This window comes from Flintibacter sp. SJQ-8 (genome assembly GCF_054108085.1).
In genome coordinates, this window is sequence record NZ_JBPJWR010000004.1 from 458,529 (window position 1) to 478,110 (window position 19,582).

Here is a 19,582-nt window from a genome sequence, read left to right on the forward strand (position 1 = left end):
CTGCAATGACTTCGTGTAAGAAAATCATGCAACTGATTTTGAGAAATGAGTATGAACCATACTGCTAAGTGTTTATGAGAATTATCCTAGGATGCTCTCGCGTTTTATTGGAATTTTGAGGGAATCACATATTACATCCAAATGAAATCCCACAAGCACATCTTGAAAAACCTGTCACAATTTGCTATAATGTTTCGAGGATGCCTAGTAAATATATGACTATTTTGTCGTATTGTGCCTTGTGTCAAACAGGGCCAGTTAGATTGTCAGGATTGCAAGCAGTTGCTGTGGCACGCTTGTAATCCTCATTACAAGCGCACCACACCAACTGCTTTGGATGTAGGCATCTCACAGGCTCAATGAGTAGGTGATATATTTGGATAGAAACATATATTCTGATATGTGTATTGCCAGCATTCGCAAGCATCTCAATAATAATGATCACCAATATATCACCTACCCTAAATTTATCTTCTTATGCGGAAAAGGTTTCAATAGCACAGAAGAGTATAAACTATCCAACCGCGGTATCATCGACAGCTTCATCAAGAAACTTCTTCCTGATACACATATTGTTCTGTCTGAGCAAATGTGGGAAGATAGGTTTGATAATAGTATAGACTTACTAATTTTTGAGGAATTTTTGGCTGAAGTAAGCGATTCCATTATTTTATTTGTAGAAAGCCCAGGGTCCTTTTGTGAATTAGGAGCCTTTGCCTACGCCGATACATTGTTCAGTGACAAACTCATCATTATAATGGACAAAAAATATCGTGGCAGCAAGTCTTTTATTACTACTGGCCCTGCCCTGAAAGCGAAAAAAGATGGCTCAAAAATTGTCTATGCGGAAATTGAGAACAGAGCTGTACTTTCCAGTTCTGAACTTAGAACGGAAATTCTGGACATGGCACAAACATTCAAGTCCAAACGATCAGGGTTGAACAAAAGAGTCGTTAATTCAGATCAGGATCATGTGTATATAAGTTCTTTTCTAGTTGAAATTTTAGAAATTATTAGATTAGTTCAGCCAATTTCAGACCAAGATTTACTTCAGCTATACAAGGAAATAAAGCAATTCGATGGATTTACACTCGTGAAGCGCGATGGGAATAGGTTTAAACGTGAAATAGAGTTCAGTTACATATTAAAGCTACTGCAGACAGCAAAAATAATAGAGATTGATTCTTCAATTATAAAATTTCCAGACTATGAAAAGGCTCAGCACCTGATGTTTAAATACTCAGGAAGAGGAATCGAACGAGAGCGCAATAAAATTATTTGTAGAAAGTACAAGTATGGTGGATATATATGAGTTCAATCATCGACCGCATTGCTCATGATTTGTCATTAGATCAATCCTATGTATCATCAATTATACGTGGAAGCAACTTTTATTACAAGAAATTTGAAATTCCAAAGCGGAACGGGGGTACTCGGCTAATTTACCAAGCGAGTCCGGAGCTAAAGTCACTACAATATTGGGTTAGAGAAAATATATTAAGGTATCTTCCCGTTTCAGCTGCCTCTTTTGCATACAAAAGCGGTGACTCCATCAAAAAGCACGCGGCTTTTCATCAAAACGCACATTTCATCTTTCACACAGACATTGAAAGTTACTTTCCTAGTATATATTCCAAGATGCTTACAGACATATTGGTAAAGAATAGCGATGAATTAAATAGAAGAGGCGTATGGTTCGATGATAGCTGTGCTACTATTTCCAAGATATGTTTTCTAAATAATCGATTATCTATTGGAACTGTTAGTTCTCCAATAATATCCAATATAGTAGCATATGATTTTGATGAATGCATTTCCTCTTATTGTGAACAGAACGGTTACAAATATTCTCGTTACGCAGATGATATTTACATCTCAAGTAACACATACATCCCAGGAGATACAAAGAATCTCGTAAAGGACTGCTTGTTCAGTCATGGTTTTAGAATGAACGAATCCAAAACCTGGTTCAGGTCCTCAAAGAGTCGTCGTAAAATAACTGGACTCGTTATTACAGATACAGGTCGGGTTTCAGTAGGCACAGAGACCCGTAGAAAAATCAAGCACATGATATATAATCGTTTGGTCAACGGTGATGGAGAACCCGATAAAATACTTGGGTATTTGGCATATCTCAAAGATATTGAGCCCCAGGTCTACAACCGATATATTATTAAGTATTCTGCCTATTGTGATGGTGATATAATTAACGCCATCCGTCGTGGTCCGCAAAAGACACTCTTGAAAGAGGACCATTCAGGCATCGAATAAAAATAGTATTTTTCTTTTGGCCCCAACGTTCTCGGGTCCTTTTCTAATTTACGAGGAAATTCATTAAAAATCAGTGGAGGAATCGCACTTCAAATGGCTTTTCCCCATCGCGAGCTGTCAATACCAAAGCGCTTGCGCTATAATAGTGACACTCAGGATACAAAATCAACTGCGTATCTCCATCAAGATTCCACGTTTGTCCATGCAATCAGCTTCCAAATGACAGAAAAAATCCATTTATATGACCGAAATCGGTGATTGAAGTGACCCCGAAAAGTTAGACAATATTTTGAAGTAAAAATTGTTCAAGCAGCCGAAAGGGCTTGCTGTCTGTGAATTGCAGGCGGCAAGCCCTTTAGCTTTGCCTTGATCCTGCGGTTGTTGTAGTAATCCAGATATGCAACGAGTTCCGGTGCCGTCAAGATTTATGCGCAAAATTGTTTGCAGGCTCCGGCCGAGTGAAGTCAGCCGGCAATAGAGGCGTCGTCCATGACCGCCTCCAAGTGCTTCATGTTCATGTATTTTTTGCAGCCCCACTGGGTGCCCGCCACATGGCGGAGCCGGGCACAGACCAGCATCAGGGCAGAGTTGCCATCGGGGAATGTCCCCACCACCCGCGTCCGTCGGCGGATCTCCCGGTTCAGCCGCTCGATCACGTTGTTGGTACGGATGCGGGTCCAATGCTCGCTGGGAAAATCGCAGTAGGTCAGCGTCTCCTCAATGCCGTCCTCGACCTTTTTGGCGGCCTCCTTCAGCTTCATGGCGCGCAGCTCGGCGACCACAGCCTTCGCCTTCTCGCGGGACGCCTTCTTACTCTCCTGGGCGTGGATCGCCTTGAGCACTTTCGCCACAATTTTGACCTTGGATTTGGGCACAACAGAGAAAACATTGCGGTAGAAATGCACCGTGCAGCGCTGATATTTGGTGTCTGGAAACACCTCGCCCACGGCCTCCAGCATCCCCATGCACTTGTCGCCGACGATGAGCTTCACGCCGTCCAGTCCGCGTCCACGGAGCCATTGGAAGAAACTGACCCAGCTGGCCTTGTCCTCTTTCATGCCCTCGGCGGCTCCCAAAACCTCACGAAAACCGTCCTCATTCACGGCGATCGCTACCAAAATAGAAACATTTTCATACTCTCCGCCCCAGTTGCGGCGCAGGTAGATGCCGTCCACGTAGACATACGGATAGCGCCTGCCCTGCAAGGGGCGGTTGCGCCAGTCCTCGATGTGGACGTAGGCTTTCTTGTTCGGCTCGCTGATGGTGGCGGGCGAGACCTTGCTGCCCCACAGTGCCTCCGTGATGTCCTCCACCCGGCGCACGGAAACGCCTGCCAGGTACATCTCGATGAGGGCCTCCTCCACGCTGCTCTCCCGGCGGCGATACCGCTCGATGATGGCGGTTTCGAAAGATACGCCCTTAAGCCGCGGCATGTGGAGCGTGACGTCGCCGGAGGTGGTGGTGAGATTCCGGTCGTAGTGGCCGCTGCGGTAGCCCTGACGGGCCTCGCTGCGCTCGTAGCGGGCCGCCTGCGTCAGCGACTCCGCCTCCTTTTCCAGCAGTTCGTTCAGGGTTTCTTCCACGCTGCCGCGAACCAATTCCTTGATTTGGCCCTTGATAATTTCCTCATTCAGCTGTACAATTTTTTCGGACATAGTTTGCTTGCTCCTTTCGAATGTTTGTGTGGTAACTTCATTCTACCAGAGCCTGCAAGCTATGTCTTCTTTTATGCTTTTTTCAATTTGCGCAACTTATTGTACATTATCTATCGCGGTCCCGTCAAGATTTATGCGCAAAATTGTTTGCAGGCTCCGGCTGAGTGAAGTCAGCCGGCAATAGAGGCGTCATCCAGAGCCGCCTCCAGGTGCTTCATATTCATGTATTTCTTGCAGCCCCACTGGGTACCTGCCACATGGCGAAGGCGGGCACAGACCAGCATCAGGGCGGAGTTGCCGTCAGGGAACGTCCCCACCACGCGGGTTCGGCGGCGGATCTCACGGTTCAGCCGCTCGATCACGTTGTTGGTACGGATGCGCGTCCAATGCTCGCTGGGAAAGTCACAATAGGTCAGCGTTTCCTCAATGCCGTCCTCGACTTTCTTGGCGGCCTCCTTCAGCTTCATGGCGCGCAGCTCGGCGACCACGGCTTTTGCCTTCTCGCGGGAGGCCTTTTTGCTCTCCTGGGCGTGGATCGCCTTGAGCATTTTCGCTACAATTTTGACCTTGGATTTGGGCACAACAGAGAAAACATTGCGGTAGAAATGCACCGTGCAGCGTTGATATTTGGCGTCCGGGAACACCTCGCCCACGGCCTCTAACATACCCAGACACTTGTCCCCGACGATGAGCTTCACGCCGTCCAGTCCGCGTCCACGAAGCCACTGGAAGAAACTGACCCAACTGGCCTTGTCCTCTTTCATGCCCTCGGCAGCGCCTAAAACCTCACGAAAACCGTCCTCATTCACGGCGATCGCCACCAAAACAGCAACATTTTCGTACTCTCCGCCCCAGTTGCGGCGCAGGTAGATGCCGTCCACGTAGACGTATGGATAGTGGCCGCCCCGCAAGGGGCGGTTGCGCCAGTCCTCGATGTGAACGTAGGCTTTCTTGTTCAGTTCGCTGATGGTGGCGGGCGAGACCTTGCTGCCCCACAGTGCCTCCGTGATGTCCTCCACACGGCGCACGGAGACGCCTGCCAGGTACATCTCGATGAGGGCCTCCTCCACGCTGCTCTCCCGGCGGCGATACCGCTCGATGATGGCAGTCTCAAAGGATACGCCCTTGAGCCGGGGTACGTGGAGCGTGACATCGCCAGAAGTGGTGGTAAGATTACGGTCATAGTGGCCGCTGCGGTAGCCCTGACGGGCCTCGCTGCGCTCATAGCGGGCCGCCTGCGTCAGGGACTCCGCCTCCTTTTCCAGCAGCTCGTTCAGGGTTTCCTCCACGCTGCCGCGAACCAATTCCTTGATTTGGCCCTTGATTACTTCCTCGTTTAGCTGTACAATTTTCTCGGACATAGTTTGCTGTCTCCTTTCGAATGTTTGTGTGGTAACTTCATTCTACCAGAGCCTGCAAGCTATGTCTTCTTTTATGCTTTTTCCAATTTGCGCAAGTTATTGTACATTATCCATATCGCAACTGGTTCCGCGAGATTTTGAACTCTATGGATGTACCCTGGTCAAACGGCTTCATCGAAGGCTGCAACAACAAAACGAAAGTCCTGAAACGTGTATGCTTCGGCATGCGTAATTTCCATAATTTCAGAAGACGTATCCTGTTTTGCCACACATAAAAGCAGTGCCGAGAGTACTCCCGGCACCGCTTGAGACGATTTCCTTTTTCTCTACCCCAACTATTGACGTAGAACCATTATATAGGAGCTCACTTAGAAGAACTAAGCAAGTAACTTTGAAACGCTGTTAATGGGGAAAGCGATTGGATTGCTTTCCCCATTCTATTTGAGACAAGATTTGCAAACCGTCTACAACATTGTTGCCCCGATAATGTACAATAAGTTGCGCAAATTGAAAAAAGCATAAAAGAAGACATAGCTTGCAGGCTCTGGTAGAATGAAGTTACCACACAAACATTCGAAAGGAGCAAGCAAACTATGTCCGAGAAAACTATACAGCTAAACGAAGGCGTACTTTCTTTTTTAATAACCTATCATTCTGCGCCACAGCCGATACCCTGCGTAAATAGCAAGATACAGATTCCGCTTCAAGAATCCCGGCTTTGGAAATCTGCTTGCTGCTGCGAATTCTTCCGTTGTAATCGAAACTCCGCATTGAATCGCAGTATTATTTTTACGCCAGATATTTCTCCATGAAATTGCAGCTCCAAACCAGCGTCCCCATTGCTTTGTTTTCGCATTTTTCTGATATGCATATGCCATCAAAAGGTCATCTGCACGGATAAAGTCCAGCAATGTCTGCTTATTTAGCGTTGCATTTTCGTCCCAACGATACCCGCCGATTATACAGTCTGCTGTAACCACATCATAGTTTCTCATGATTTGATAGCACAGTACCGCATCCGCAGACGGCCCAAAATCGTAATTGATCCCACCCGCTTTTATGTACGCTTCCTTTAGAATCGTTGTACCGCAGGTCGGCGCACCTGCACCAGTATGGCCGCAAATCAGTACGCCGAAGCGGGTCAATACTTCCTGAGACTGTCGCGGAAACTCCGTAGAGAGTCGTAACCCAAACTTGTTCTGAAACTCTACTTTGCGCGCACTGAGATAACCCAGTTTTCGCTTCGAATTTCGTTTTGTATTCAGCAATCTTCCAATCTGCTGCAATGCATCGCGACAAAGCACATCGTCATCATGCAGAAAGCACACCCATTCGCCTCGGGCCAGTTCTACACCGCGATTCCAGTTATATCCAGAACCGAGATTTTTTCTGTTGTGGTACAGTTTGACATTCTTTGCAGCCAATTCTTTTATGACAGACAGTGCCGGTGTATTACCACTTTCATCTAAGGGGGTATTATCTACCACAATAATCTCCCAAGGATATGGAACATTCTCCTGAGACAACACACTTTGCAGCGTTTGGTAAAAAAGTTCTTTTCGATTATAGGTAGGAATTACAACGGTCATCCAAGGACTATTCTTTTCTTGATTTATGCCGTAAATCAATTCACTGGAAACATCCGCAATTTTTGCAAAATTGTCCACCTTTTCATCAATGTGAAAAAAGGCGTCTGGGCGCATAGACGCAATATCAGTTCTCTTCGTCAAGGTCCTCTATCTCCCACGAATCAACTCATGCTTACAGAGATGCCCCGCCATCTACAGGTAACACCACACCAGTCAAATATCTCGCCGCATCAGATGCAAGGAAAGCCACAACCTCCGCAACCTCCTCTGGTGGTGCAACATAGCCCAGCGGAATACGCTCCGCATAAATCTTTCGGTCTCTGTCACCCAAAATTGGTGTGTCAATAATACCGGGACAAATACAGTTGACACGGATATGTTCTTCACCATAATTCTTTGCCATCTGGTGGGAAAACTGAATCACCGCTGCCTTCGATGCACTATACGCATAGGAACGTCCCGCCGCATAGTGTTGGAGTCCTGCAATTGATGCGTTGTTGATAATCGTTCCGTGGGACTCTAACAGATATGGTTTGATACTCCGCGTTACATAGAAAATTCCGTTTATATTGATATTAAAAGTCTCCTGCCAGGTTTCTACCGGCATTCGTTCGATTTCCATAGACGGCAGCATAACGCCAGCATTGTTAAATAGGACATCTACTCGTCCAAATGATTTACCGACCTGTGCCGCCATCGTTTCGACTTGTTTGAAATCAGAAACATCACAAGCAATAAATGAGGCGTTTACACTATACTGTTTCAGTTCATTTTCAAGCTGAACTCCGCGCTGCTGATTTCGGCCTATCAATACCACATTTGCACCCAATTTTGCAAATTTTTTGGCTGTCGCCGCTCCAATGCCAGAAGTAGCGCCTGTTACAACCACAACTCTTCCGTTAAAATCTCCCATTGTTGATTCTCCCTTTTATAACAAGCTGTTCAGCTTTTTGGCAATCATCTCCGCCGTTAATCCATAGTGCTCCATCTTCTCGTCGTAGCTTCCGTAGTTTCGGAAAATCTCTCTAGGGAAGGCGACCTGCTCTATTTGTAGTGCGCGGCCTGGGAGTGCTCGCTGAACGTCATACAGCAGAGTCCCTTCATACTCCGGTTCAACGATTAGTATCTTATTGGCAGGGCAATTGTCCGCCAGGTTTTTATGATCAAAGGGTTCCAACGTCGTGTAATACAAAACCGTGACATCCTTGTCTTTGCAGACCTCCATGACCTCGTCCAACATCACGGAAACTGCAATGACTGTTGCCTTGGAACCGCGCTGGATCACATTTGCTTTTCCAAAAACAACGTCTGGGTCATAGTTCTTATTGGGATGGTCACTGACCCGGAAAAAGGTCGGGTGTCCGTTCCGATATGACTGGTCAAACAGCTGGATAAACTGCTTCGCTGTGCCCGGGGCAACAAACTCACACCCCGGAATCATTTTGATCAGCTGGGCATCCTCGGCACAATAGTGAGAATATCCATACTTAGGATAGTCCACAGCAGCACCCGTTCCGACCACATTGACACCTAATTTCTGATAGGCCAGATCCATTTTGATTTGTTCCAAGGTGCGCTCGATCAGATACGGCTGGATGCCAAAAATCGTAGGTACAAGACCTCGTCTGGACATACCGGCGGCAATGCTGAACATTGCATCCTCATAAATACCGACATTGGTGCAGCGTTCTGGGAAATCCCGCAGCACATCGCGAATGGCCCACATACCAATATCCACAGTAAAAAACGTTGTATCCGGCTCATTGCGGATCATATCTGCGACCCGGCTCAAAAAGGCACGTCTCAAAATGCATCCACCTCCCTACAAAGCAGTTCCAGTTCCTCTGCGTTGGGAGCCTTGTGGAACCAAACGTCATGATCTGTCAGCGTCTTGCTTCCGTAGCCGCGCACAGTATGGGCAACAACAGCCTTGGGGCGACCATTTTTCAGCAAACCTATTTCACGGAAGGTCTGCTCCGCTTCCGTCATATCATGTCCATTGATCTCCACAACATCAAAGCCGAAAGCAGACAGCTTGTCCTGAAAACTGCCCATGTCCACCATTGCTCCCACGGAGTCATTATCGTCGATGATGACACAGAGGTTGTCCAGCTTCTTGGCGGAGGCAAAGATACAGGACTCCCACATGGTTCCCTCGCAGAACTCTCCGTCCCCGCACAGAACGTAGACCCGGGACGGTAAATTCTTAATTTTGTTGGCATGTGCGATCCCAACTGCAAAAGGAAGACCGTGCCCCAGAGAACCGGCATTATTTTCAATACCGCCCTCCGGGAATTTCGTCAGGTCGGTCTGAATGCAGTAGCGGCTGTGAAATTGACCGATCCCAGACGCGATCGCTTCCCGGTCAAACATCCCTTTCTGGATGAGCACGGGATACAGCGCCAGTGTGGCCTGTCCCTTACTGATGATGAAGAAATCACGGTCATCTGCTGTTGCGGTTTCTGGACTCCAATTCATGATTTTGTCGTATAGTGTCCAGACGACATCCAGACAAGAAAAAACGCTTTGTAAGTTTCCATCCTGACATTTATGGGATAGGTAGAGGGCGTCTTTTCGTAAAATTTTCGAAATATCTGTCATATAGTTCCTTTCCTATTTTTACTCATGTTGCATCGTCAAAATCTTTTAAGTCCATTTTGCTTCGTCTTTGAGCAGTGTGCGAAATTTTCCTCAGAAGGCGAATAAATATTCTCCTTAACGGATTTGGTACATATACAATCAGTTCATTGCACGTATCCTTTGCTCTGACTGGGTCAAAATTAGAAAATGCTTCTTCTGAAAACTTTGTATGTTCCATCTGAAGAGATTTCTTAAGAATTTTACTCCACCAGTGCTGATTATACATATAGTCTCGCAGTTTATAGTGTCCTTCAATAATTTTATCTAATTTTTTTGCGGTTGTCCCACTTCCCCAACGGTAATCACCAAACGGTGTTAAACTCATATATGCACCGTACTTTTTTGTCACCATACAAGCTAAGTACGCATCATCTACCAATCCAAATCGTTGTTCATTATGACCGTCGAATTCTAAATATGCTTCACGCAAGTATGTACATCCACATGTCGGTACATTAAAAGAATTTTCTCCTGTTACAATATAGTTATCAAATACACGAAACACTTGATAGCGATCTGTTCTCGTTGTGTTGTAGTAACTATTCCAATAGAATTGCAGTTTTCCAACCTCATCCTCAGCAAAGTTATTATAGTAAACTATGTTTTGGTGTCCAAAAATTAAGCCTACACGTCTATCTGAAAGGCCCCTTATCAGTACACCTATTCGTTTTAAAAAATCAGGATATAGTAAATCGTCATCATGCAAAAAAGAAATCCACTTTCCTCGTGCCAGTGTAGCGCCTCGATTCATATTTCCATCTGCACTAAGGTTTCTCTGATTACGATAATAACGAATTTTAGAACAGTTTGTATGTTCTACTACTTTCTGCGAAACATTCTTTTTCCCATCATAGGGTTCGTTATCGACAACTATACACTCCCACTCAAATGGCACTTCTTCTTGCATCACAACGGAATTTAATGCATCTTCCAAATATTCTTCGCGTTGATACGTAGTAACAATTATCGAAATCAACGGTTTTTGATTTACACATTCTTCGCCGTATAATAAATAACTTTTATATTGCTGATTTTGATCAATACAACTTGGAATTCTAGAAATGTCTATCGTAAACTCTTTTTCCTCTTTTCTCACGAAAGGAGCTCTTATGCTATTAAATACTGCCTTAACAATTTTTGATACCCGCTTCAATAAATGCACCGCAGGTCGCGCCGCTCTAATTAGCAAAGAATTTCTATTATCTAAATAGTACGCCACGACATTCGCAGGAATCATCGACATACAAATGAGCATAGGAATTCTTTGCGGAGCACACCTCTTAAGCTCACTTCTGTATTTAACTATATTCTTTAGACTAACATCATGGGCAGCTCGTGCAGCCATAACTAGTGCTTTACTGAAAGGTGGAATTCCCCACCCCTCAAATTGACGAACACACTCTTTTACGTCATTATAGACTTCAGGTAATTCGTCAATCATTTCATTCCATCTTTCTGCAAATAGCCAGAGTAATGTTGAGTTTTTTATCCAAAAAGAGCCTGAATACGGAAGAAAATTAAATGTTCCATCACTAAAAAAGTAAGCTTGAAATGGCCTATATGCTATACAATGAAACAGCGCCATCGGCAACCAAAGTCCATAGTTCGTACTATCCACCGGATAATCGCTCACTAATTCTTCCAATATTTCTCTAGAGAAAATGATTGAACCCAATGACGTCATTTCTCCGCACCAATCTTTGAGCAATTTTCTACAGTCAGTATATAGAGAATTTCCATAGAACTTGGTTTCAATAAAATGCGGATATACTACAGCAAAATCATTTTTATTCTTTGCAATCGATTCAATATGATGCCAGATAGTTGATAAGTTAGGAATACTTCGGTCTCGAATCATCCAAATATATCTATATTCATCAAGTTTCAACGCCATTATTGATGCCGCGTAAATTTTGTTACATAGTACACCCTGCACTTTCTCGCTGCTGTCTACTATTCTAATGTTTGGGAGACTTTCCTTTCTTAGAAAAGTTTTAAAATCACTCTTATGTCTTTCGTCGCTCCCATCATAAAAAACTATATCGCATCCCAATCTATACGCATCTTTCCCTAATACATGGATCCAATGCTTTACCACTTCAATTCGATTGCACGTTGGTACAACAATTGCCAATCCTATTTCTTTTTTTCTAATATCATAGATTGCCTTATCCACTCGTTCAGCGGAAAAAATAACTTTATCTTCAATTGGTAAATACGCCAAGATTTCTTCTGCATAATCATCAATTCCTAGTTTCTTTATGTATCTAGCGTAATTTGGATTACAGTTATATTTTGCAGTTAAGAAAAATAGCTCGGAATATCCCCATTCTTCTTTTCTAAATATATCTTGTATATATTTGCTGTTCACCTTTTCCGCGCAAAGAAGATCATACTTCTTCCCATACTGCTCATTCAAATACTTCGCAATGATCTCCAAATTTAAATTTCCGGCGCCGCGGCCGATTCCGTACACACTGGCATCAATGATCACGTCACGGCTAAAGTTCTCTTTGAGCATCGCCTGGGACACGCCCAACGCCTGCATCATGTTATTGTGTCCGTGGTAGCCCAGTGCAATCTCAGCCGGCATGTTTTCATCAGCCAAATGCATGTAATGCAGCAAACCTTCTGCGTTTTCCGTGCCCCAACTGTCCACCACATAAATGGCCATCGGAGACAGCTTGGAGAACTGCTTTACCATCGACACAAATTCATCGTCAGAGTACTGGCTGACACGGGCCGGCTGAACGCAGAGCCGATACCCCTTTTCGACGATTCCCTTGCAGTATTCATACCCTTCCTGCAGGGCATCCACTTCGATGCCGTCCGCATTATGCTTGGTTTTCCAGACGATCACCCGAATGATGTCCGCACTATCTTCGTTTGCCGGTGCCAGCATGTCCAGAGGGAGAGGATTCACGACCTCGCACATAACTGCATACGCAATACCAGGCTTCTTCTCCGGGATCAACGCCTTTACCTGCTCCATGGAGTTGAACACCGTCCTGTCCTTCTGGTAAGGCTCATTTTTCAAAAAGCCAAGCTCTAAAATGTCGACCTTGGTCTGCTCCAGCTTTTCGATCATCTCGGGAATTTCATCTTCCCCAAAGCGCCAATCGTTGATATAGCCTCCATCCCGCAGGGTACAATCTAACAGCTTTATGTTTCCCATTGATTTACTCCATTATTGTTTAATCTTCAGTGCAGCGTGGACCTGCTCCACAATATCCTCCGCTCTCAAGTGGTACTGTTCCCGCAGAAATGCCTCGGGACCGACCTGACCAAATTGGTCACGCACTCCGATTCGCAGCACCGGCACTGGGTGCCGCTCGGCCAGCAATTCCGCCACAGCACCACCCAAGCCGCCATGGATGCTATGATTTTCCGCCGTCACGATTGCACCAGTCTCCTGGGCACATTGAATCACTAATTCCTCGTCCAGCGGTTTGACGGTGACCGGATCCACCACTCGAACATGAATGCCCTGTTCTGCAAGCTGCTGTGCAGCATCCAAGGCTGTGGCAACCATTACGCCGGAAGCAATGACCGTCACGTCATCACCCTCTGTTAATACGAAGCCCTTTCCAATGGAAAAATGCGTATCGCGTTCGTAGACATCAGGCACATTACGCCTGGCAGTGCGAAAATAGGTGACGCCGTCCCAATCTTTCGTCGTTTCCAACATATTGGTAAGCATCGTGCCATCGGTGACATCCACTATGCAGGCATTCGGGATCGTCCGCATCATCGCAATGTCTTCAAAGCACATATGTGTACCGCCATTGTCCGTTGCCATAATGCCGGCGTCTGAGCCAATTAAATGGACTCGCTTATGCCCATATCCCACGCTTAAAAATACTTGGTCGAATACGCGTCGGGTAATAAATGGGGCAAAACTATGAATATAGGGCTTATACCCGGCCAAATACAGGCCCGCGGCAACACCGACCATATTTGCTTCTTGAATACCGCAATTAAATACCCGGCTCGGATACTTCTCCCAAAGTTCTTGTGTTTTCAGGGAACCCATCAGGTCTGCATCCAGATAGACGACTTTATCATCCGACAAAAAAAGCTTCTCCATCGCCGGGCTAAACAGTTGTGTGATCTCCGCCTCGGGAGTTCCACCGCGATACCGCAATTTCATCTTGCGTCCTCCATTTCCAGCCGTTTCTCCTGCTCATCCAGCTCTTTCAGCGCTTGTTCAGCCAGTTGGTGTGGCAAACCAATACAATGGTTATTGGGAAGGGAGGAGATACAGGAAATATTAGCTCCCTTCACCGTATCCAAGACGATCATGTGGGGTTTTTCTGTGTCCTCCTTGGCCTGCTTGATCGCATGATCGATCGCAATCACATCACTTCCATCTACCACAACTGCATTCCAGCCAAAAGATGAGAACTTTGCCACTGCATCTCCCAATTTCATGACTTTGTCATTAGAACCGTCAATCTGCATCTTGTTCCAATCCAAGAAGGCAATCAAATTTCCCAACTGATAGTGGGCCGCAAATTGAGCGGCTTCCCAATTCTGCCCCTCCGCCAGCTCACCATCACCTAAAATGCAGTAAGTTCTTTGATCGCTGCCGGATAATTTTGCTCCCAGTGAAAGGCCACAGCTGATAGACAGGCCCTGACCCAGACTTCCCGTTGTTGCGTCCACTCCCGGAACTTTCGTCCGGTCACAGTGCCCCGGAAGCGTCGTCCCGCCGCGATTCAGCGTGTTCAGCCGTTCATAAGGAAAGAATCCCTTCAACGCCAGAGCCGTATAAATTGCGGGACCTGCGTGCCCTTTGGAGCACACCAGATAATCCCGTCCGTCCCAATCAGGTTCCTCGGGACGTACTCGAAGTTCTTCATTGTAAAGAACGGCCAGCAACTCTGCCAGGTCTAAAGAACCGCCGATATGCCCGCCGCCCTTGTGCTCAATGGCCTCTACAATTCCACGCCGAATGCGAAGCGCAAACTCGTTCAATTCTTTTTCTGTATGTCTCATAACGTCCCCTCGTTGACTGCGTCCTTAATAACGCTAGCCATATGGTCGATCATCTCATCTGTCATGCCCGGATACACGCCGACCCAGAAAGTATTGTTCATAATAAAATCCGTGTTCGTGAGTTCACCGCAGATGCGATATCCTTCTCCGCCTCGCATCTGGTCAAAGCACGGATGCTTGATCAAATTTCCGCTAAACAGCAATCTGGTCTGAATATTGTGTGCCTCAATGTATTTTGTGACCTGATTCCGGTCTAAGCCGCTGTCTGCCCGGACAGAGATCAAAAAACCGAACCAAGAAGGACGGCTATTCTCTGCTGCCTCCGGCAAAATAACTCGGTCAGAAATGCTTTTCAACGCTTTGTGCAGTCGATCCCAGTTATGTCGTCTCCGCTCAATAAACTGAGGGAATTTTTTCAGCTGCTCACAACCAATTGCCGCCTGCATATCGGTTACCTTCAGGTTATATCCGAAGTGACTGTATACATATTTGTGGTCGTAACCAGCAGGGAGCTGACCATACTGTCCGTCAAAACGATGGCCACAGAAATTATCCTGCCCGGAAGGGCACACGCAATCGCGCCCCCAATCACGATAGCTTTTAATCAGCCGATTTAGCAAAGGACTATTGGTGTAGACACAACCACCTTCACCCATTGTCATATGATGCGGCGGATAAAAACTGGAGGTACCAATATCGCCCCAGGTCCCAGTAAAACGAGTCTCCCCATCAATGGTGTACTGGCTTCCCAGAGCATCACAGTTGTCCTCTACCAGCCACAGTTGATACTTATCACAAAATGCTTTGACGGCAGACAAGTCAAAGGGATTCCCCAGCGTGTGTGCGATCATGACTGCCTTCGTTCTCTCGCTGCGGGCTTCCTCCAATTTAGACACATCGATGTTGTACTGAGGTACCGTTACATCTACAAATACCGGTTTCGCGCCGTACTGAATAACCGGAGCCACCGTAGTCGGAAATCCACAGGCTACCGTAATCACCTCATCGCCGGGCAAAATCTGACGTTCACCAAGTTCCGGCGCAGTCAAAGCCATAAATGCGATCAAGTTCGCGGAGGAGCCGCTATTCACCAAGTTGGCAAAACGAACACCGATCCATGCCGCAAATTCCCGCTCAAACTCGTCTGCAAACCGTCCCGTGGTCAGCCAAAAATCCAGACATGCATCTGTCAACGCACACATTTCTTTCTCGTCAAATACACGAGACGCATAGCTGATTCGATCTCCAGGCGTAAACTTATTCTTATTTTCCTTGAAATCGTGGTAGTATTCTGCAACCAGAGCCTTGATTCGCTCCCGTGCCTCTGCTTCATTCTTCCAGATAGCCATAACTATTTTTCCCTTCTCCATGGACGTAATATATCATCATAGACGGATTGAATTTTCATAAAGTCATGTGGCAGTTCATCGAACCACTGTAAATACCCGTTCTCGTCACTTGTCTTATCTCCGTTGTCGATGCAATACCCATCTGGCAAATGGCAACGGTAAAGAATCGCAACATTATGTCCCCGTTCTTTAGGGTGAGTCTGCAAGTTATTATCACCACGCAGCACATTGCGTACCGCCAGGGGTTCAACATCAAACTCAACTTCACAACCTAACTCACGTTTCGCCGTTTCTTGTACTCTCACTGTCAGTTCCTCGCCATATCGCAGACAGCCACCAGGAATATGCCAGCTTTTCTCAAAAAAGTCATCGTTGCGTCGGGACAACAGCAGTTGCCCCTTTTCGTTCATAATCAAAAGGTCCACATTTGGAATGGGCACTAAGGCTGAAATCATCCAAAATAATTCCTCCGTCATGCCGTTCCTCGCATCCAGTTCGGCGTTTCGAAGCAATTCCACCGCATCCTCTAGCTCTTTTGACAATTTCATCTGCCGCACTCCAGATAGGCCTTGATCTGGTAGGACATCTCTTCTGGGATATTGCCGTTCTCAAAATAAACCTTCGTCCACTCCACTGTCTTTTCAATTGCCTCTTGAATATGCCAATGTGGCTGCCAATTCAGTGTTTTTTTGATTTTAGAACAGTCCAGCTTCAGAAAATTTGCTTCGTGGGGACCATCGACCCATCGATTTTCCCAAGCAGCTCCATTACCCCAGATATTACAAAACAGGTCGGTCAATTTGCCGGTAGTCACACAATCACATTCATCTGGCCCAACATTATACCAATCCGCCACAGACGAATCTTCATACTGTCGCTGTGCAATCATCAGATAAGCAAATAGGGGTTCCAATACATGTTGATAGGGTCTGGTCGAATACGGATTCCGCACCACAATTGGTTTCTTCTGCTTCGCAGCTCGAACACAATCCGGGATGATCCGGTCACGCGCAAAGTCTCCGCCTCCAATGACGTTGCCAGCTCGCGCCGTAGAAATTGCTACTGAATTATCTGCGAAGAAGCTATTTTTGTAGCTGTGTGTAACTAATTCAGAGCAGGATTTAGAGTTGGAATATGGGTCAAAACCATCCAAGGGTTCATTCTCACGATAGCCCCATTCCCATTCATTATTGTGATAGACCTTATCTGTCGTAACATTTAGGAAACTCTTCACACAAGAACTCCGCCGTACACATTCAAGGATATTAACTGTACCCATCACATTTGTTTCGTAAGTATAAGCAGGTTCCTCATAACTGGTACGGACAATAGGTTGCGCCGCCAAATGAAACACGATTTCTGGTTGTGCTTGGTCAAAAGTTTTTTTCATGGTCTGAAAATCTCGTATATCTCCAATTACTGAAGTCATTGTGTTTTCTATATCTGCCAGAGAAAATAAATTAGGTGTCGTCGGCGGAGCCAGCGAATATCCGGTCACCATTGCCCCGGCATCAATCAATATCTTACACAGCCAGCTCCCTTTAAATCCTGTGTGCCCAGTTACAAAAACACGCTTGTTTTCGTAAAATTTCAAATTTTCCATCAGTCCCACACTTTCCACGGTGCCGTTCCATTAGCCCACAGTGTTTCTAACAATTCCTTTTCCCGCGCGGTATCCATGCACTGCCAAAACCCAGTATGGCGATAGCTCATGAGTTCGCCTTTCTCCACCAGTTTCTGCAGAGGTGTAGTTTCAAATACAGTTTGGTCACCTTCTAAGTAGTCAAACACTGCAGGCTGCAAGACCATAAATCCAGCATTGATTGCCGTGCCATCACTGCCCTGCTTCTCGCGGAAGCTTTTTACGCTTCCCTGTTCGGTAATGTCCAAAACGCCCTTCTGCTGTTTTTGAATAACTGCTGTCAGTGTTGCCAGCTTCCCGTGCTTTTTATGAAATTGAACCAAATCAGAAATGTTGACATCGCACACAGCGTCGCCATAAGTGAGCATAAACGGCTCATTTCCGATATACGGTTGGATTCTCTTAATTCTGCCGCCCGTCATTGTGTTGAGACCAGTGTCTACAACGGTTACCTTCCAGCGCTCTGAATTATTGCGATGAACGATCATTTCGTTCGTACCCTTGGAAAAATCAAATGTAATATCTGATGTATGCAAAAAATACTCTGCAAAATACTCCTTGATGATATGCTGCTTATACCCAGCACAAATTACAAATTCGTTGAACCCATAATGCGAATACAGCTTCATAATATGAAGCAAAATTGGGATACCTCCAATTTCAATCATAGGCTTTGGCTTAAACTGGCTCTCCTCAGAAATTCGTGTTCCAAAGCCACCGGCAAGTAACACCACTTTCATTTTGTATCCTCCTTACATCATCTCAATGCTTAAATTTTCGCGTTACTATTTCGCTATAGACTCTTGCCGGTAACATTCCAACTACAATCGGTTTCAAAACATAAGGAATACCAGCTGGCATTAACCCAAGTCTGCAATATCCTTGGAAACGAACTCTCGCTTCGTCTAGGCGATCATTCATTGGTCGATACTTTTTTCGCCAATCATTTACGACACGATATTGATATAACTCCGTTTGAAGGTTCTCGCCGCGAAAACCCTCGGCGTACATTCGCATAAAAAGATCGTAGTCCTCACACCTGCGTGTCTCGCTGGACTCTCGATACCCATTGAATCGTTTTAAGGCTTCCGTGTGCGCGACAACCGTTGGATGTGCAAATGGATTTGTCCATAAAAAGCTCCGTTTGGTCGGCTTGGCCTCGCACAAATATCTCCCCTGTGCTTGTCCCTGTGCATCAATGACTGTTGCACACGTTCCAAGGAAATCACAAGAGGGGTGTTTCTCCAAATAATCCATTTGTTTCTGAAATCTAGTCGGTTCTGAAATATCGTCATCGTCTTGTCGAGCGATAAATTCTCCCTTTGCCATCAAAAGGCATCGATTTAATGATGCCGCTAATCCGCAGTTCTGATGGTTTTCAATCAGTCGAATTCGTGGGTCGCTCTGTGCAAGCTCATCCAGCCACTTCTGTGTCTCATTGGTCGACCCATCATTGCAGATCAAGAATTCCCAATCACGAAATGTCTGTTGGCAAATGGAACGTACGCTCTGGTATAACCATTCCTTATTCGCACAGTTATACGTCCCCATGATTACGGATAATTTTGGCATCTGACTCACCGTAGTCCTTCCTGCAGTTGGAGATTGTCTCATTTTGGGTGGAACTAACAATCGTATTGTCAGCAACAATCCCATTTACCACACACCCAGCCCCAATCACACAGTGGTCTCCAATCCTTGCCCGCCGCAGAATCACTACATTGCTGCCAATCCAGCAGTGGCTTCCAATCTGCACAGGGCTTGTGACATAGCCTTGCTCCTTGATCGGCGTAGTTGCATCCGAAAAGCGGTGGTTGTGGTCATAGATTCGGACACCTTCTCCGCAAATCGTACCCGTGCCAATTTCGACTTGGTCTAAGCAGTTGATCGAGCAGTCATGGTTAAAAAAACAGTGGTCTCCGATGCGTACTTGCCCTTGCCCCTCTATCATGAGGTGAAAGCCACTGCGAAAGGTCGTTCCAGCTCCCCATGAAATTCGTTTCCCGTATAAAAGACGGTATCCAAACTGCTTTAATATGGCGATGATGTGGTATTTTAACTTTAAAATCAGCACATC

18 protein-coding genes and 1 pseudogene are annotated in these 19,582 nt (G+C 45.9%); 3 read left to right on the forward strand and 16 right to left on the reverse strand.

Translation table 11 applies throughout. From position 1 onward, the window contains the following. Positions 1-376: 376 nt before the first annotated feature. The gene (locus tag ACSAMP_RS03215) at positions 377-1,312 is read left to right on the forward strand and encodes a retron St85 family effector protein (RefSeq protein ID WP_457799483.1); all 936 of its coding nucleotides are present in this window, start codon (positions 377-379) and stop codon (positions 1,310-1,312) included. Then, positions 1,309-2,271 (forward strand): retron St85 family RNA-directed DNA polymerase, encoded by a 963-nt coding sequence (locus tag ACSAMP_RS03220; protein ID WP_457799484.1) that lies wholly within the window; start codon positions 1,309-1,311, stop codon positions 2,269-2,271. Before ACSAMP_RS03215 ends, ACSAMP_RS03220 begins: the two co-directional genes overlap by 4 nt. 305 nt (positions 2,272-2,576) lie before the next feature. On the opposite strand, the pseudogene ACSAMP_RS03225 reads toward ACSAMP_RS03220, so the two are convergent. From ACSAMP_RS03225 to ACSAMP_RS03235, 3 genes and pseudogenes are all read right to left on the reverse strand, one after another. Beyond that, positions 2,577-2,681, reverse strand: a pseudogene (locus ACSAMP_RS03225) (IS3 family transposase); the annotation flags it as partial. Between the two features lie 54 nt (positions 2,682-2,735). Continuing rightward, a complete protein-coding gene (locus tag ACSAMP_RS03230) occupies positions 2,736-3,926 on the reverse strand; it encodes an IS256 family transposase (protein WP_457799485.1) in 1,191 nt (396 codons plus the stop codon). Positions 3,927-4,096: 170 nt separating this feature from the next. Beyond that, positions 4,097-5,287, reverse strand: coding sequence for an IS256 family transposase (locus ACSAMP_RS03235; protein WP_457799236.1), 1,191 nt, complete (start codon positions 5,285-5,287; stop codon positions 4,097-4,099). Positions 5,288-5,385: 98 nt separating this feature from the next. Here ACSAMP_RS03235 and ACSAMP_RS03240 point away from each other — a divergent pair, with 98 nt between their 5' ends. Beyond that, positions 5,386-5,562 carry a transposase gene (locus tag ACSAMP_RS03240; protein ID WP_457799601.1) on the forward strand — a complete coding sequence of 59 codons (177 nt, stop codon included), beginning with the start codon at positions 5,386-5,388 and terminating at the stop codon, positions 5,560-5,562. 363 nt (positions 5,563-5,925) lie between these two features. Here ACSAMP_RS03240 and ACSAMP_RS03245 read toward each other — a convergent pair whose 3' ends face one another. From ACSAMP_RS03245 to ACSAMP_RS03305, 13 genes are read right to left on the reverse strand one after another with little or no spacing between them, the layout of a single operon-like run. Then, a complete protein-coding gene (locus ACSAMP_RS03245) occupies positions 5,926-7,017 on the reverse strand; it encodes a glycosyltransferase family 2 protein (protein ID WP_457799486.1) in 1,092 nt (363 codons plus the stop codon). Between the two features lie 31 nt (positions 7,018-7,048). Then, on the reverse strand, positions 7,049-7,789 hold the full coding sequence (locus ACSAMP_RS03250) for an SDR family NAD(P)-dependent oxidoreductase (RefSeq protein WP_457799487.1): 741 nt from the start codon (positions 7,787-7,789) through the stop codon (positions 7,049-7,051). 15 nt (positions 7,790-7,804) lie between these two features. Beyond that, positions 7,805-8,683 (reverse strand): transketolase family protein, encoded by an 879-nt coding sequence (locus ACSAMP_RS03255; protein ID WP_457799488.1) that lies wholly within the window; start codon positions 8,681-8,683, stop codon positions 7,805-7,807. Next, positions 8,680-9,477, reverse strand: a complete 798-nt coding sequence (locus ACSAMP_RS03260) for a thiamine pyrophosphate-binding protein (RefSeq protein ID WP_457799489.1) — start codon at positions 9,475-9,477, stop codon at positions 8,680-8,682. Before ACSAMP_RS03260 ends, ACSAMP_RS03255 begins: the two co-directional genes overlap by 4 nt. A 22-nt stretch (positions 9,478-9,499) precedes the next feature. Further along, on the reverse strand, positions 9,500-12,691 hold the full coding sequence (locus ACSAMP_RS03265; RefSeq protein WP_457799490.1) for a glycosyltransferase: 3,192 nt from the start codon (positions 12,689-12,691) through the stop codon (positions 9,500-9,502). A 12-nt stretch (positions 12,692-12,703) separates the two neighbouring features. Further along, a complete protein-coding gene (locus ACSAMP_RS03270) occupies positions 12,704-13,666 on the reverse strand; it encodes a transketolase family protein (RefSeq protein WP_457799491.1) in 963 nt (320 codons plus the stop codon). Next, positions 13,663-14,514, reverse strand: a complete 852-nt coding sequence (locus ACSAMP_RS03275) for a transketolase (protein ID WP_457799492.1) — start codon at positions 14,512-14,514, stop codon at positions 13,663-13,665. Before ACSAMP_RS03275 ends, ACSAMP_RS03270 begins: the two co-directional genes overlap by 4 nt. Next, entirely contained in the window at positions 14,511-15,863 is a 1,353-nt protein-coding gene (gene rfbH / locus ACSAMP_RS03280) for a lipopolysaccharide biosynthesis protein RfbH (protein ID WP_457799493.1), read from the reverse strand. Before rfbH ends, ACSAMP_RS03275 begins: the two co-directional genes overlap by 4 nt. 2 nt (positions 15,864-15,865) lie before the next feature. Further along, the gene (locus ACSAMP_RS03285) at positions 15,866-16,411 is read right to left on the reverse strand and encodes an NUDIX domain-containing protein (protein WP_457799494.1); all 546 of its coding nucleotides are present in this window, start codon (positions 16,409-16,411) and stop codon (positions 15,866-15,868) included. Beyond that, complete coding sequence (rfbG, locus tag ACSAMP_RS03290; RefSeq protein WP_457799495.1) at positions 16,408-17,466, reverse strand: CDP-glucose 4,6-dehydratase; 1,059 nt, start codon at positions 17,464-17,466, stop codon at positions 16,408-16,410. Before rfbG ends, ACSAMP_RS03285 begins: the two co-directional genes overlap by 4 nt. After that, on the reverse strand, positions 17,466-18,245 hold the full coding sequence (rfbF, locus tag ACSAMP_RS03295) for a glucose-1-phosphate cytidylyltransferase (protein WP_457799496.1): 780 nt from the start codon (positions 18,243-18,245) through the stop codon (positions 17,466-17,468). The genes rfbG and rfbF overlap by 1 nt, the downstream gene beginning before the upstream one ends. 22 nt (positions 18,246-18,267) lie before the next feature. After that, entirely contained in the window at positions 18,268-19,077 is an 810-nt protein-coding gene (locus tag ACSAMP_RS03300) for a glycosyltransferase family 2 protein (protein ID WP_457799602.1), read from the reverse strand. Then, a complete protein-coding gene (locus ACSAMP_RS03305) occupies positions 19,043-19,579 on the reverse strand; it encodes an acyltransferase (RefSeq protein WP_457799497.1) in 537 nt (178 codons plus the stop codon). Before ACSAMP_RS03305 ends, ACSAMP_RS03300 begins: the two co-directional genes overlap by 35 nt. Positions 19,580-19,582: the final 3 nt, after the last annotated feature.

Bases quoted from the DNA above. Each gene is read 5' to 3' on its own strand.
- ACSAMP_RS03300 (WP_457799602.1), bottom strand. From the start codon at position 19,077: ATGCCAAAATTATCCGTAATCATGGGGACGTATAACTGTGCGAATAAG.
- ACSAMP_RS03270 (WP_457799491.1), bottom strand. From the start codon at position 13,666: ATGAAATTGCGGTATCGCGGTGGAACTCCCGAGGCGGAGATCACACAA.
- ACSAMP_RS03260 (WP_457799489.1), bottom strand. From the start codon at position 9,477: ATGACAGATATTTCGAAAATTTTACGAAAAGACGCCCTCTACCTATCC.
- rfbH (WP_457799493.1), bottom strand. From the start codon at position 15,863: ATGGCTATCTGGAAGAATGAAGCAGAGGCACGGGAGCGAATCAAGGCT.
- ACSAMP_RS03220 (WP_457799484.1), top strand. From the start codon at position 1,309: ATGAGTTCAATCATCGACCGCATTGCTCATGATTTGTCATTAGATCAA.
- ACSAMP_RS03250 (WP_457799487.1), bottom strand. From the start codon at position 7,789: ATGGGAGATTTTAACGGAAGAGTTGTGGTTGTAACAGGCGCTACTTCT.
- ACSAMP_RS03235 (WP_457799236.1), bottom strand. From the start codon at position 5,287: ATGTCCGAGAAAATTGTACAGCTAAACGAGGAAGTAATCAAGGGCCAA.
- rfbG (WP_457799495.1), bottom strand. From the start codon at position 17,466: ATGGAAAATTTGAAATTTTACGAAAACAAGCGTGTTTTTGTAACTGGG.
- ACSAMP_RS03265 (WP_457799490.1), bottom strand. From the start codon at position 12,691: ATGGGAAACATAAAGCTGTTAGATTGTACCCTGCGGGATGGAGGCTAT.
- rfbF (WP_457799496.1), bottom strand. From the start codon at position 18,245: ATGAAAGTGGTGTTACTTGCCGGTGGCTTTGGAACACGAATTTCTGAG.
- ACSAMP_RS03230 (WP_457799485.1), bottom strand. From the start codon at position 3,926: ATGTCCGAAAAAATTGTACAGCTGAATGAGGAAATTATCAAGGGCCAA.
- ACSAMP_RS03285 (WP_457799494.1), bottom strand. From the start codon at position 16,411: ATGAAATTGTCAAAAGAGCTAGAGGATGCGGTGGAATTGCTTCGAAAC.
- ACSAMP_RS03275 (WP_457799492.1), bottom strand. From the start codon at position 14,514: ATGAGACATACAGAAAAAGAATTGAACGAGTTTGCGCTTCGCATTCGG.